At 38.1% G+C, this 15510-nt stretch carries 8 protein-coding genes; all 8 read left to right on the forward strand.

Translation table 11 applies throughout. From position 1 onward, the window contains the following. Positions 1-167: 167 nt before the first annotated feature. The 8 genes from RIV7116_RS22970 (at position 168) to RIV7116_RS23005 (ending at position 15480) form a co-directional block, all read left to right on the forward strand. Positions 168-1427 carry an MFS transporter gene (locus tag RIV7116_RS22970; RefSeq protein WP_015120715.1) on the forward strand — a complete coding sequence of 420 codons (1260 nt, stop codon included), beginning with the start codon at positions 168-170 and terminating at the stop codon, positions 1425-1427. A 167-nt stretch (positions 1428-1594) separates the two neighbouring features. Beyond that, positions 1595-3469, forward strand: coding sequence for a biosynthetic-type acetolactate synthase large subunit (gene ilvB / locus RIV7116_RS22975; protein ID WP_371261663.1), 1875 nt, complete (start codon positions 1595-1597; stop codon positions 3467-3469). 199 nt (positions 3470-3668) lie between these two features. Further along, positions 3669-4478, forward strand: coding sequence for an ABC transporter permease (locus RIV7116_RS22980; protein WP_015120717.1), 810 nt, complete (start codon positions 3669-3671; stop codon positions 4476-4478). 404 nt (positions 4479-4882) lie between these two features. Next, positions 4883-5611: a DUF928 domain-containing protein gene (locus tag RIV7116_RS22985; RefSeq protein WP_015120718.1), complete on the forward strand. Its 729-nt coding sequence runs from the start codon at positions 4883-4885 to the stop codon at positions 5609-5611. 11 nt (positions 5612-5622) lie between these two features. Next, entirely contained in the window at positions 5623-8355 is a 2733-nt protein-coding gene (locus RIV7116_RS22990) for a CHASE2 domain-containing protein (protein WP_015120719.1), read from the forward strand. Between the two features lie 2 nt (positions 8356-8357). Then, positions 8358-9674: a response regulator gene (locus RIV7116_RS22995; RefSeq protein WP_015120720.1), complete on the forward strand. Its 1317-nt coding sequence runs from the start codon at positions 8358-8360 to the stop codon at positions 9672-9674. Positions 9675-10331: 657 nt separating this feature from the next. Further along, a complete protein-coding gene (locus RIV7116_RS23000) occupies positions 10332-12938 on the forward strand; it encodes a CHAT domain-containing protein (protein WP_015120721.1) in 2607 nt (868 codons plus the stop codon). Positions 12939-13608: 670 nt separating this feature from the next. Continuing rightward, on the forward strand, positions 13609-15480 hold the full coding sequence (locus RIV7116_RS23005) for a bifunctional serine/threonine-protein kinase/formylglycine-generating enzyme family protein (protein ID WP_015120722.1): 1872 nt from the start codon (positions 13609-13611) through the stop codon (positions 15478-15480). Positions 15481-15510: the final 30 nt, after the last annotated feature.

The raw sequence follows: 15510 nt of genomic DNA on the forward strand, positions 1-15510 counted from the left end.
GAATTTATGTAGTGGGAGCATCTTGCTACTTGCGACGAGAGAGTAAGAGACTTCCGCGACTAATCTTTTTTAGAATAAAAATGGCTACATAACTCATAGCTTACAACTTTTAATTTACAACTTCTAACTTTCTCCCGGTAACGCAGTCACTAACCCCAATCGAACGAATGTTTCCAACTGAACCTGCTGCTGTTAATAAAGGATTTGGTGCGGTACTCAAAAACCGTAACTTTATGCTGGTATGGATCGGACAAATTATATGTCAGCTAGCAGACAAAATCTTTTTTGTTTTGACAATTGCACTGCTTGAAAAGTACCCACTTGCAGCAGGTGTAGTTGAAGATGGTAGACGTGCGGATTTGTTTCTAGCCTTTACTTTACCAGCAATTTTGCTTGGTTCGCTAGGCGGTATCATTGTTGACCGCTTTCCTAAAAAGCCGATTATGATTGGCTCGGATTTACTACGCGGACTTTTAACTATAGCTATTCCGTTTTTACCAAGAGAATTTTTGATTTTACTGGCAATTACTTTTGCTAATTCCGTAATTGTGCAATTTTTCGCGCCAGCCGAACAAGCTGCTATACCAATTCTGGTGAAGCGAGATAATTTAATGGCTGCCAATGCGCTATTTACCAGCACTATGATGGGTGCTATTATTATTGGCTTTGCTGTAGGCGAACCCCTATTAAGTTTGGGTAAAAATTGGCTAGGGGAAAGTTATGGACAAGAGCTTGTTGTGGGTGGGCTATATCTGATTTCTTCACTGATAAAAATACCTGTAAAGTTAAGGAGTAAAAAACCGACTTTTCAAGCAGAAAAAGTCAATCCTTTAACCGAATTTAAAGACTGCCTGCGCTATCTGAAGAAAAAGCGCTTGATTATGAACGCAATGGTGCAGCTAACCGCTTTATATTGTGTTTTCGCTGCTTTGGTTGCGTTGTCAATTCGATTGGCGGAAAAATTTGGTTTAAAAGAAAAACAATTTGGCTTTTTCCTGGCAGCAGCAGGTGTAGGAATGGTTTTAGGTGCTGGTATTTTAGGTCACTGGGGTGAAAGATTTCATCACAAACCTTTACCTTTATTTGGATTTTTAAGCATGGCATTCGTATTAGCCGTGTTTACATTCATTTATAATTTACCTTTAGCTTTAGCGCTCAGTGTTTTATTAGGTTTGGGTGCTGCCTTGATTGCCGTACCGATGCAAACACTAATTCAGCAGCAAACACCTCCAGAAATGCACGGTAAGATGTTTGGCTTCCAAAATCACGCGGTAAATATTGCTTTGACGGCACCCTTACTAATTACAGAAAGATTGACAAATTATTTTGGTTTGCGAGTCGTACTTTTAGGAATAAGTTTTATAGTTGCCACTATTGGTATTTGGGCTTGGCGCAATACTCGTAAAGTTTTGAAAGATGTAATTTGATTTGGGGCATAGGGCATTGGGCATTGGGTATCGGGGAATGGGCAAGTCCTGAAAATAGACTTATTTCTAAACTTGTGCATAGGGTATTAAAATGAAGTTTCAACTACAAATTTTTTTAAAGTTAAGTACGATATTAACTGAGGTTTGCCGTGTCATCGTCTTCTCAAATTCGCGTTCAGCAAGTTGAATCTACCTCTTCCCAAACTTCTTTAACCGAATCAAATCATTTTCCAAAACGTGCTAGTGGCGGTTTTGCATTAATTGATAGCTTAAAACGTCATGGCGTTGAGCATATCTTTGGTTATCCTGGTGGTGCTATTTTACCGATTTATGATGATTTATATAGAGATGAAGCCAGTGGTGGCATCAAGCATATTTTAGTTAGGCACGAACAAGGTGCATCTCATGCTGCGGATGGTTACGCTCGCGCTACTGGTAAAGTAGGTGTTTGTTTTGGTACTTCGGGGCCGGGTGCAACCAATTTAGTTACCGGCATTGCTACCGCTCATATGGATTCGGTGCCGATGGTTGTAATTACCGGACAAGTCTCGCGAGCGGCAATTGGTACGGATGCGTTTCAAGAAACCGATATTTACGGGATTACGCTACCAATTGTTAAACATTCCTACGTAGTACGCGACCCTAGAGATATGGCGCGAATTGTCGCCGAAGCCTTTCATATCGCTCTCAGCGGTCGTCCGGGACCTGTTTTAATTGACGTTCCCAAAGATGTAGCCTTTGAGGAATTTGATTACACTCCTGTAGAACCTGGCTCGGCGAAATTACCCGGTTATCGTCCCACGGTGAAGGGAAATCCCCGGCAGATTAATGCAGCGATTCAACTGATTCGCGAAAGTCGTCGTCCTCTTTTGTATGTCGGAGGTGGTGCAATTACTTCCGGCGCTCACGAGGAAGTTAAACAGCTAGCGGAATTATTCTCGATTCCCGTTACCACTACATTGATGGGTATCGGAGCTTTCGACGAACATCATCCGCTTTCCTTGTCAATGTTGGGAATGCACGGTACCGCATATGCGAACTTTGCAGTTACAGATTGCGATTTATTGATTTGCGTTGGTGCAAGATTCGATGACAGGGTAACGGGTAAGTTAGATGAATTTGCTTCCCGTGCCAAGGTAATTCACATCGATATAGATCCGGCAGAAGTTGGTAAAAACCGCGTTCCTGAAGTGCCGATTGTTGGGGATGTGAAAACAGTTTTAATCAAATTATTGCGTCGATGTGAAGAAAGAAATATTAAGCAAGCACCACAGCAAACTCAAGAGTGGTTGAGCTTAATTAACCGTTGGAAGGAAGAATATCCTTTAGTAGTACCGCATCATGCTGATAGCGTTTCTCCTCAAGAAGTGATCGGTGAAATTGCCCGTCAAGCTCCTTATGCTTACTGCACTACAGATGTGGGGCAGCATCAAATGTGGGCGGCACAATTCCTCAAAAATGGTCCCCGTCGCTGGATTTCTAGCGCCGGTTTGGGAACAATGGGTTTTGGTGTTCCGGCTGCAATGGGTGTAAAAGTAGCATTCCCCGATGAAGAAGTTATTTGTATTAGTGGTGATGCTAGTTTCCAAATGAACTTGCAAGAATTGGGAACTCTGGCGCAGTACGGAATAAATGTCAAAACCGTAATTATTAACAACGGTTGGCAAGGAATGGTGCGTCAGTGGCAGCAGGCATTTTTCGGCGAGCGTTATTCTAATTCCAATATGGAAGTAGGAATGCCGGATATCGAATTGCTGTGTCAAGCTTACGGTATCAAAGGCATGGTAATTGAAAAGCGAGAGCAGCTTGAAGATGCTATAGCCGAAATGATTGCTCATGACGGCCCAGTTGTGATAAATGCTCGCGTTACCAAAGACGAAAATTGCTATCCAATGGTAGGCCCCGGAAAGAGCAATGCTCAAATGGTTGGTTTAGCCAAGCAGCCACCGAAAGCTATTCAAGAACCCGTTTATTGCAGCAATTGCGGCGCTAAAAACACTGCTGCAAACAATTTCTGTCCCGAATGCGGAACTAAGCTGTAATCAGTTATCAGTTAACAGTAATCAGTTACCACTAGGTTCGCTGGTTCCCAGTCTCTGGCTGGGAACCTATTAAATGAAGGCTCTGCCTTCTTCCCAAGACTTGAGGCAGAGCCTCTGAAAATGCATTACAAGGCAGAGCCTTGTAACGAGTAAAAACGACTATAATTACCAATTACCAATTACCCATTACCAATTATCAATGAATATATCTCCACCGAAGAAAAAACTGCATATCGGATGGCAGGGGGTTTTCTCGCTACTTATGTATGTTGTCATGTATCTTCCCATAGCAGTACTAGCTTTTTATAGTTTTAATCAATCGCCTTATAGTGGCACTTGGAAAGGATTTACCTGGGAATGGTATGAAAAATTGTTCGGGGATGAGCGTATTCTATCGGCTTTACAAAATAGTTTGATAGTTGCTTTTAGTTCTGTAGGTATTGCTGCGGTACTGGGAACTTTGATGGCTGTAGGTTTAGCGCGTTATCGCTTTCCTCTTAAGGGTTTATATAGGGGAATGTCTTATTTGCCGTTGATTATCCCCGATATTGCGATCGCGGTGGCAACTTTGGTATTTTTGGCGGCGTTTGCAATACGTCTGAGTGTATGGACTATCATTGCTGCTCATGTGGTATTTTGTTTGGCATATATAGGTCTTGTTGTTTCTTCTCGATTAACTAATTTAGATCCTCATTTAGAAGAAGCTGCCTTAGATTTGGGAGCTACGCCTTTTCAAGCTTTTATTAAAGTATTATTGCCGCAATTAATGCCGGGAATTATTGCTGGTTGTTTGTTGGCTTTTGTGTTGAGTCTAGATGACTTTCTAATCGCTAGTTTTACAGCTGGTAGCGGTTCAAATACTTTACCGATGGAAATTTTTAGCCGTATTAGAACGGGTGTAAAACCAGACATTAATGCTTTGAGTGTAATCTTAATTATAGTCTCTGCAATTGTTGCTTTTGTCGCCGAATCAATTCGTAATCGGGCAGATTCTGTGCATAGTAATTGATCGCGATAAACCGAATTTGCAATGATTGCAGATGTAGGGTGCTGTGACACTTTGATTAATGAAGGAACGTATTAATAATGTTTTGAGTGTCACGCACCAACCGGGCATTGTGACAATTGCGTAAGTCCTATTTATAAGAATGTCGAAAAATATATAAAAAATTAGTTAAAAAATCTTTAATTTCTTTACAATTGATGCTTTTAAAAAACCGTAATTTTACTGTAATACTTGTTATTCAGTCAAAAGATAGAGTTTGCATATAATAAGTATTTTCAGCAAACGCACCGATGGCGATTAAACAATAACACCAATAGACTGTCAATAATATCATTTTCTCTGAACTCTGCGGAAAATGAGCTATAAAAAATATTTTTTACTCTTTTTTACAGGCCAAGCATCTTTTTATGGCTAAGAAAAATAAATCACTTTTTAAATTCACACTTTTAGCAATCGGTTGTTTGTTTACCATTTCTTTAATTCCTATCTGGATAAGTCCAGCCCAAGCTCGGATTAAATTTATACCACCAGTAACATCAGCACCGGAGGAAAATGCTTCCACTAGCGGCGCTTCCCGCGATATAGGTAGCTGCGCTATTGCTAAGGTTAGTAGCAAAAATACGTCAATTGTCAAACTTTTACCTAAATCGAATATAGGTTTAACTGCTAAGCAGCGTCCATCGATAATGGTTTATGTTCCTGCTACTACTGCCCGAAAAGCATTTTTTAGCATTCAGGATGAAAACTTTAACCATCACTATCAAGCAACTTTAGATTTACCTGAGGAAGCTGGAATAATGGAAATTAAACTTCCTGCTTCCGCTCCGGTATTGGCAACTGGTAAAAAATATCAATATTCTTTGGCTATGATTTGTGGCGAATATTTAGAACCAGACGATCAATTAATTAGCGGTTGGATTGAGCGGGTTGAATCAAAAGGAAATATGCTCAACCAAAAAGTTTCTGTAGAGTTAGCATCAGAACTCGCAGGGGAAGGTATGTGGTACGATGCGCTTTCAACTCTAGCAGAATTAAGAAAATCCCAGCCATCGAATCAATATGTGGCGAATTCTTGGCAGCAACTGTTGAATTCTGTGGGTTTAGATGAAATCGCTCAAGAATCAATAGTCAATTAATATAAATTGCGATGTGGTCAAAGTTTAAAGCTTTTTTATGGCAATGGCGTATATCGGCAATTACAACTCCAACTGTGGCTTTGGCTGTAATTGCAGCTAGTACCGCAGGATGGTTTCAGCTTCTAGAGTGGACTGCTCTAGAGCATTTTTTTGCGATGCGTCCTTCAGAACAGTCAGAAAAGCGGATTTTAATAGTCACTATTGACGAACAGGACATCACTAAGATAGGTAAGTGGCCAATTCCAGATATTGATTTAGCTAATGCTTTAAAAAAACTCAATCAGTATCAGCCAGCAGCTATTGGTATAGATATTTATCGAGATTTACCAGTGGAACCCGGTCATCAGGAACTAGTTAAGGTGATGCAGACCACATCAAATTTAGTTGGAGTCAAGAAAATGTTAGGGGAAAAAGTTGCACCATCCCCTACTTTATCTGAACTCGATCGAGTCGCTCTTGCAGATTTACTGTTAGATACAGATGGTAAGATTCGACGAGCTTTACTATTTGCCGGAGATGAAAATGGTAATACTTTTGTGGGTTTAGCCGCTTATTTAAGTATTTTATACTTAGAAAATAAAGGTATTGAATTAGCGAGCGATGCAGAAGGTAAATCTATAAAATTCGGCAATGCAATTACTTACGCCCTAAATGGAGACGAATTTGCTTACCGTGGTGCGGATGTAAATGGATACCAAATTTTACTTAACTTTCGTAATTTAGATAAAAGCTTTGATACCGTCACTTTGCGAGATGTATTATCGGGACGTGTATCTGAAGAACAAGTGCGATCGCGCATCGTATTGATAGGTACGACGGCTAAAAGTGCCAATGATTTTCATAATGTGGGCTATGCTCGTAATCTGAAAAATAATGATGTTCGCATGGCTGGTGTAGAAATTCACGCTCATATAATCAGCCAAATTTTGAGTGCGGCATTAGATGAAAGGGCAATGCTAAATATCGTATCTTCTCAAGGGGAATGGCTGTGGGTTTTTGTTTGGTCTTTTGTTGGTAGTTGTGTTAGCTGGCGATTGTTACAGATTAATACTCACCGGAAGCGAGCATTTTGGGGATTGCCGGTAGCGGGCATATGCATTTGTGCCGGTATTTTGATGATTAGCAGTTATGGCAGCTTTATTATCGGCTGGTGGATTCCTTCTGTTTCTCCCTTTATTGCTTTGTTTAGTTCGGCAATTATAGTGGGTAATTTTCATAAGCAGTGGCTGTTGAAGCAGGCTAACGAAAAGTTACAGGAATACTCTCGTACTTTAGAAGTAAAGGTAGAAGCAAGAACAAAAGAATTAGTTGCCGCGAAAGAAGCTGCGGACGTTGCTTCCCAAGCTAAAAGTGAGTTTTTAGCAAATATGAGTCATGAATTGCGAACACCTTTAAATGGTATTTTGGGTTACGCACAGATATTGCGACGCTCGGAGAATATTGGTAAATCCGAACTCGATGGTGTAGGAATTATCTATCAGTGCGGTTCTCATTTATTGACTTTAATTAACGATATTTTAGATTTATCAAAGATAGAGGCTCGCAAACTAGAATTACATAATAGCGATTTCAATTTTTCTACGTTTTTAATTGGAGTTGCCCAAATATGCCGTATCCGTGCCCAGGAAAAAGGTATTGAGTTTGATTATCAGCTAGATGCACAACTTCCTGCAACTGTTCGAGCTGATGAAAAGCGATTGCAGCAAGTCTTGCTTAATTTATTAGGAAATGCAATTAAGTTTACTGAATCTGGTGGAGTAACTTTTTCTATTCAAGTAATAGAGAAGAAATTAGACATAGATATTTATAAAATTCGCTTTGAAATTATCGACAGCGGCGTGGGAATGACACCAGAGCAAGTAAAGAAAATATTCTTACCTTTTGAACAAGTAGGAGATAAACATAAAAAAACAGAAGGTACGGGATTGGGATTGGCAATTAGTCGCAAAATTACTGAGTTAATGGGTAGTGGAATTAAGGTAGAAAGTAATTTGGGTGAGGGTAGTAAATTTTGGTTTGATGCCGACTTAAATTTAGGCGAGGAGGTAAATAAGGAAAATACTAATTTATCTAATACAAAAATTACCGGTTTTAAAGGCGATAAACACAACATTCTAATTGTGGACGATCAATGGGAAAATCGCTCTATTATTATCAATTATTTGCATAACATTGGCTTTAGCTGCTTTGAAGCCAGTAACGGTAAGGAGGCTTTACGAAAACTCGAAAGTATCAAACCAGATTTGATTTTAACTGACATATCTATGCCGCAAATGGATGGCTTAGAAATGATGCAAATTGTTAGAGGCTATCCAGAAATGAATAACTTACCAATTGTGGTTTGTTCCGCTAGTGTTTTTGAAGCTGATGTGAATCAAAGTTTAGCTGCTGGAGCAAATGAATTTTTAGCAAAACCGGTACAGATTGATAAGTTATTAACAATTTTACACAACTATTTACAATTGGAGTGGACTTATGTCAAAACTGAACATAAGGAGCAATATTCTTTAAATGAAGCACCTCTCAACAAAGAAATAGTTATTCCAAGTGCGGCAGAAATGAACAAATTATTTGATTTAGCTATGCGAGGAAATGTTAATGCTATCTTGCATTTATTAGATGAGTTAGAAAGTTCGGATGATAAATTTAAACCTTTCGTAGCTAAAGTTCGACAACTTGCCGATAATTTTCAATTTAAACAAATTAGACAATATATAAAATCTTTTCAAATTGAAAAAATATAATTATGAATTATTTAGAGCAGGCAATTATTTTAATTGTCGATGATAACCCAACAAATCTTAAAGTGCTATCTGGAGCCATCGCTGATTCTGGATGGGAAATACTAGTGGCGACTGATGGAGAAAGTGCTGTCGAGCAAGCTGAATATGCCAAACCAGATTTGATTTTGTTAGATGTCATGATGCCGGGAATCGATGGATTTGAAACTTGCAACCGACTCAAACAAAATCCTGCAACTCATGAAATCCCGATAATTTTTATGACAGCACTTGCTGATACGGTAGATAAAGTAAAAGGTCTTTCTTTAGGTGCTGTAGACTATATTACCAAGCCTTTTCAGACAGAAGAAGTATTGGCGCGGGTGAACGTACATTTAAAGATACACTTTTTGAACGAGCAATTAGCCCAGCAGAAAAATAACTTAGAAATACGAGTAGAGCAGCGCACGGAAGAATTAAAAACCGCTCTATCGGAGCTACAAGAATCTCAGTTACAGTTAGTGCAAACAGAAAAAATGTCCGCTTTAGGCGAATTAGTTGCTGGAGTTGCTCATGAAATCAATAATCCTGTCAGTTTTATTGATGGTAATCTAGAATTTTTAGAAGAAAATACATCCGATATCATCAAGCATTTACGACTTTATCAAAATCACTACCCCAACCCACATTCTGAAATTTTAAAAGATGCAGAAGATATTGAGTTAGGTATCTTAATTGAAGATATACCTCAGATTATTTCTTCTATGAAAATAGGAGTAGAGCGTATTGGTAATATCAGTAATAGTTTGCGAAGTTTCTCTCGTACTGATTGTTCGTTAAAAGTCGCTTGTGATATTCATGAAGGTATTGACAGCACTTTAATGATTCTCAAGCATCGCTTGAAAGCTAGCAATAAAAGACCAGAAATTAAAGTAGTCAAAGATTATGCAGAACTACCTTTAGTTTATTGCTATTCCGGTCAATTAAATCAAGTATTTATGAATATTATTTCTAATTCTATAGATGCTTTAGATGAATATAACAGCCACTTTTCTTATGAAGAGAAAAAGAAAAATCCTCACCAGATTTTGATTAAAACCAAATTCGATTTAGATAGCGATATAGTTACTATTTATTTTAAAGACAATGGTCCTGGAATACCAGAAGATATTTTCAAAAGTATATTTGAACAATTTTTTACGACAAAAAGCGTAGGAAAAGGAACCGGATTGGGATTATCGATAAGCAGGCAGATTATAGAAGAAAAGCATCAGGGTAAATTAAGCTGTAATTCTTCTCCTGGAGAAGGTACAGAATTTACTATTAAACTCCCGGTTGAATAAGTCGAACCAAAAAATAATCCCATTGCTAATATTTTCAAATATCTTCAATCATTGATTTTCAAAATTGGTTATATTGCGAAATAGAATAATAATTACTTATTGATACTTACTTTTTAACAGCTATATTTTATTTTTTGAGTTCTTTGCTCAACTTTGCAGCCTCGCAATCATATTACTATTACAGCAACAGGTAACAGGGGTAATATTGAAATTAATACCAATACTCTTTTGGCGCTACAAAACAGCGGTATTACCGCAAATGTCGAGATATATTTCACAATAAAGTAATTATTTATGGATAAATAGTTTTGCTGGAAACGTAGCTATTAATTATCAAGGTATATTTGGTATTCAACAGCGACAACAATTTACTCTTCAAAGCGATATTACTGCAAGCTCTGAGTTGGGTGCTTCTTTTAGTAATGTTGCTGAACTTAATACTCCAGGTATCAATCCTAATCAAGGTGTAAATAAGTTACCTTAGAAAAATTACTGATTTGAGTTCTATCAAGAATCTTTTCAATAGTTTAAGTGATTTTATGGGATGAAATATCATTAAGGTGGGGTTATGCTAGTGGCGCGAGCTATCATTTAACATTTATCTCAAATTATCTCAGCCTTACAGATAGTCATGAATGCATCTAAATATTGAAAGCAATGAATATAAGAAAAAAGCTTTTCAAAACAGCTATTTTAAGTTTGTTATTAGGAATTAGCACGGCATTAATCATTACAATATTTTCCCCCGTATCGGCACAGGAGAATATAAAAATTAGCGTTAATCAAAATTCTTTGACTGCAAAAAAACAAGCTAGCAATCCTCAAAGGCTATTTGAAAGAGGCAAAACTCTATTTGAAGCAGCAAGGTTTTCGGAAGCCGTTGAAACTTGGCGTGATGCTGCTGTTGGTTTTGAACGTCAGGGAGATAAAATCAAACAAGGTTGGAGTTTAAGCCTTGTTTCCCTGGCTTGGCAAAATTTAGGAGAATTAGAAAAGGCACAAACAGCTATCGATAAAAGCTTGACGCTGCTGCAAAATCAAAAAGGTAATACTGAAGCTTTAGCAGTTGCTCTTAATAACAAAGGAAGTATAAAAATGAAGATGGGGCAAGCAAACGCCGCCCTAGAAGCCTGGAAACAAGCCGAGGGCATTTACAATAAGCTAGATGATAGTGCTGGGGTAATAGGTACTCAAATCAACCAAGCTCAAGCATTACAAGCAATGGGATTTTACCGGCGATCGCAAAAGTTGTTAGAGTCGATAAATCAAAGTTTGCTTCCCCAACCAGATTCTCAACTAAAGGCTCAAGGTTTACAAAGTTTGGGTGTCGCTCTGCAACTGGTGGGAGATTTAAGTAAGTCTGAGGAAGCTTTAAAGGAAAGTTTAGCTATATCTCAAAAACTTTCCCTCGATACCAGCAGCATTTTATTTAGTTTGGGAAATACAGCTAGGGATTTAAAGCAAACCCAAGCAGCTTTTGCATATTATCAACAAGCAGCAGCTAACCCGAAAAATCCTTTAATACAAGCTGAAGCCCAACTCAATCAACTGAGTTTACATATTCAACAGTCTCAATGGCAGCAAGCTGTTAATTTATTACCATCAATTCAATCTCAGCTAGATAAGCTTCCCCCTAGTCGCAGTTCGATTTATGCACTAGTTAACTTTGGTAAAAGCCTTTCTAAATTAATGCAGTCTCCCGTTGCTACAGCTTCCCTAAATCAAGATTCAGCCAAGGTTTTAGCCAGCGCTATCAAACAAGCAGAAACCCTCGAAGACTTACGCGCTCAAGCATACGGTTTAACTCAATTAGGAAACTTATACGAACAAACTTTGCAGCTAAATGAAGCTTTAAGCCTTTCGCGAAAAGCTTTACAAATAGCCCAAAATGCCAACGCTTCCGATATTACTTATCAAGCAGCTTGGCAAGTAGGAAGAATTCTTAAAACACAAGGAAGAAATCAAGAAGCAATTTCTGCCTATGATTCTTCTATCAAAGTTCTTAAAACTCTACGTAGCGACTTAGTAGCCATTAATCGAGATGTACAATTCGACTTCCAAGAAAGTGTTGAACCAGTTTACCGCGAATTCGTAGACTTGTTATTACAACCCGCATCTTCTCTTAATAAAGAAAAAAACAAAGGAATTTCCCAAAAAAATCTTAAACTTGCCCGTAATACCCTCGAAGCATTACAGCTAGCCGAGCTAGATAACTTCTTCCGAGAAGCTTGTCTCGACGCAAAACCAGAGCAAATCGATCAAATTGACAAAACAGCAGCAGTCATTTACCCAATTATTTTAAATAACCGTTTAGAAGTCATCGCATCAATTCCCGGCAAACCCCTAACCAGCTACCAAACTAATTTACCCCAAGCAAAAATAGAAGCAACGATTAGACAGTTACGATTTTCATTAAATCCTGCTTTCTCCCAACAGCAAAGGTTAAAAACATATCAGCAAGCATACAACTGGTTAGTTAAACCAATCGAAACAGACTTAGCAGCAAACAACATCAAAACTTTGGCATTCGTATTAGATGGCTCCATGAGAAACATCCCAATGGCTGCTTTATACGATGGTAAACAATACTTAGTCGAAAAATATAGCGTCGCTTTATCACCGGGATTGCAGCTAATGCAAGCACGACAGCTAAAAGGTGATAATCTTAATGTAATTGCAGCAGGTTTAAGCGAAGCCCGTCAAGGATTCAAAGCTTTACCGGGCGTTAAATCTGAAGTTAAAAATATATCTTCTCAAGTAAAATCAACTCTACTTGTCAACGAAAACTTTACCGATAAAAATCTCGCTAAAAGCATCAAATCAACACCATTTTCAGTTTTACATTTAGCCACCCACGGACAATTTAGCAGCAACTCTAGAGATACTTTTATACTTACCTGGGATGGAAAAATGAACGTCAAACAACTCAGCGAATTCCTTCGCTTACGAGACGTTTCCGATTCCGAGCCAGTAGAATTAATGGTACTCAGCGCTTGTCAAACTGCAAAAGGCGACAAAAGAGCCATATTAGGATTAGCAGGAGTCGCAGTACGTTCTGGCGCACGCAGTACTTTAGCTACATTGTGGGCAGTTAAAGACGAATCCACATCTAAATTTATGGTTGAATTTTACAAACAACTTAATCAACCAGGAATTAGTAAAGCCGAAGCTTTGCGACAAACTCAAATAATATTCCTCAAAGACAAACAATTTACCCATCCCTTTTTCTGGGCACCATTTATATTAGTTGGAAATTGGATTTAGCGGTTAGGAGGTGGAAATTATTACCTTCCATCTCCCCATCTGTTTAATGTTGACACATTAAAGCGCTTGGCTAAGCTGCTACGGATTTAACTTATATATTTATTTGGCATTGATTAGTAGCTACAACTCTTGTCCCTTCTTCCCTATTGAGTTTAAAATCCTGAAACATCTCTTTTGCAAGGGTTTAAAAATTTTTACTCATATTATTAACGTTATACAGTTATTCTTTCCCTTCTGCCTTCTGCCTTAAAACGACCATTTAATAACATACCAAGTGCTGAAGAACCTGTATTGTAATCGATTACTGATAATATACAAAGCGCCTTTATCAGTGATTTAACCTATAAAAAATATAACTATTAATCCTGGCTAAATTTGATACAAATATCGCTATTAAAAAGTGATAGATTTGGTAAATCATCAAGCGTAAATCTTTTAATCTTGTAGAATATTTATCTTTAATCGTTTGTTTCATATAGATAATCGGCTTCTACTTCTACAAGCAAATAATTAGTAAATATAAAACCTATATTTAATTTTTTATATCCACTCAAATTTTAGGGCTGCTCTACAGCTTTTAGTTGAGCTAGTCTGCACTTGAAAATATCAATAAAAATCCTATTACCAATTACCCATTGCCCATTACCAACTACCCATTACTCTTTTTATCGTGTTAATTTGCCAGGTTCCTAATTGTTCCAATCCCTTCAATGTAGAAGGAAGTAAACATTGTATCAGTTGCGGAGGAAGCAATTTTGGTAAATTTTTGAGAAACCGTTATCGGGTATTAAATTTGTTGGGAGAAGGTGGTTTTAGTAAAACTTACGCTGCTGTTGATGTTGATAGATTAGATGCACCTTGCGTTATCAAGCAGTTTTTCCCTCAAGTACAAGGAAGTTCGTCACGAGCTAAGGCGGCTAAATTATTCCGAGAAGAAGCCTTTCGTTTGTATGAGTTGGGGGAAAATCACTGGCAAATTCCCAGATTGTTAGCATTTTTTGAACAAGGTTCGAGTTTGTATTTGGTACAGGAACTCATTGAAGGACAAACTCTTCTAGATGAGTTTTATAATGTTGCTTTTGACGAGCAACGAATTAGAGCAATATTGACAGATTTATTGCCAGTTTTGGATTTTATTCATTCCAATAAAGTAATTCACCGGGATATAAAACCCGAAAATATTATTCGTCGTAAAAGTGACGGTAAACTAGTATTAATTGATTTTGGTGGAGCCAAACAAGTTACCCAAAGTAGTTTAGAAAGACAAGCTACAGTACTTTACACTATTGGTTATGCACCAGTCGAACAGATGGCTGGGTTTGTTTTTCCCGCAAGCGATTTATATGCTTTGGGAGTCACTTGCGTCCGACTTTTGACTAAGTGTTTACCTTCACAGGATGATAGCGGACAATTTAAGGACTATATTTATGATGCTATCAATGGTAAATGGTTGTGGCGAAATATTTTACAAGAAAAGGGTATTGTAATTAGCGAACAGTTAGGAATAGTTTTAGATAAGTTGCTACAACATTTAGTTAAAGATAGATATCAGTCAGCAGCAGAAGTACTCAAAGATTTAGCTTTTCTGGAAGAGAAGAATTCTAAGCTGGATGCAGTTAGTCAAGAAGATTTACAGCTTAAAAATTCTAATTCTCCCCTATCATCTAATAACAAACCCGAAATTCCCATAACTACCCAATCAACATCACCTCAATTACAAAACTTTGATTTTGATGTTGTAAGAATAGATGAAACGGGCAATTTAATTAAACGCTGGCGCAGTCAAGCAAAATTTTTTACACAGAATATCAGCGGCGAATTGTCTTTAGAGATGGTGGAAATTCCTAGTGGTAGCTTTATTATGGGTTCTTCTATCAATGAAGGAGACTCGGTAGAACGTCCCCAACATATTGTGACTCTTAAATCATTTTTTATGAGTAAATACCCAATTACTCAAGCTCAGTGGAAAGCCGTCGCATCTCTTCCACAAGTTAATCGAGAGATAAATCCCAATCCATCAAAATTTAAAGGTGCAATTTTACCCGTTGACAACGTGTCTTGGTATGAAGCCCAGGAATTTTGTGCCAGACTTCGGGAAAAAACCGCAAGAGAATATCGTTTACCCAGCGAAGCTGAATGGGAATATGCTTGTCGTGCTGGTACTAGCACCTCTTTTAATTTTGGTAAAAGTATTAATCGAGAACTGATAAACTGTAACATTGGTAAATATCACCCAATAGAAGCAATCAGAAAACACTACAAACAACCAAAACCAGTCGGTAGCTTTGAGGTAGCCAACGACTTTGGGTTATACGATATGCACGGGCAAGTATGGGAATGGTGTGCCGATCCCTGGCACAAAAATTATCATGGCGCTCCCAACGACGGAACAGTTTGGCACTATGGCGGAGACTTGCACCGTCGAGTAATTCGTGGCGGCTCGTGGAGTTTCACCCCGGAAAGTTGTCGTAGTGCTAGCCGTAGCTGGAATGAAACTGAAGGAGGGTTGAGGATGTGTGGGTTGAGGATTGTCAGCGAATAGTTATTAGTTAGCTGTTACCTCCCTTTCTTG

The organism is Rivularia sp. PCC 7116 (assembly GCF_000316665.1).
Taxonomy (GTDB): domain Bacteria; phylum Cyanobacteriota; class Cyanobacteriia; order Cyanobacteriales; family Nostocaceae; genus Rivularia.

Excerpts from the sequence above, each read along its gene's own strand:
- RIV7116_RS22970 (WP_015120715.1), top strand. The coding sequence starts at position 168 with ATGTTTCCAACTGAACCTGCTGCTGTTAATAAAGGATTTGGTGCGGTA.
- RIV7116_RS22980 (WP_015120717.1), top strand. The coding sequence starts at position 3,669 with ATGAATATATCTCCACCGAAGAAAAAACTGCATATCGGATGGCAGGGG.
- RIV7116_RS22985 (WP_015120718.1), top strand. The coding sequence starts at position 4,883 with ATGGCTAAGAAAAATAAATCACTTTTTAAATTCACACTTTTAGCAATC.
- RIV7116_RS22990 (WP_015120719.1), top strand. The coding sequence starts at position 5,623 with ATGTGGTCAAAGTTTAAAGCTTTTTTATGGCAATGGCGTATATCGGCA.
- RIV7116_RS22995 (WP_015120720.1), top strand. The coding sequence starts at position 8,358 with ATGAATTATTTAGAGCAGGCAATTATTTTAATTGTCGATGATAACCCA.
- RIV7116_RS23000 (WP_015120721.1), top strand. The coding sequence starts at position 10,332 with ATGAATATAAGAAAAAAGCTTTTCAAAACAGCTATTTTAAGTTTGTTA.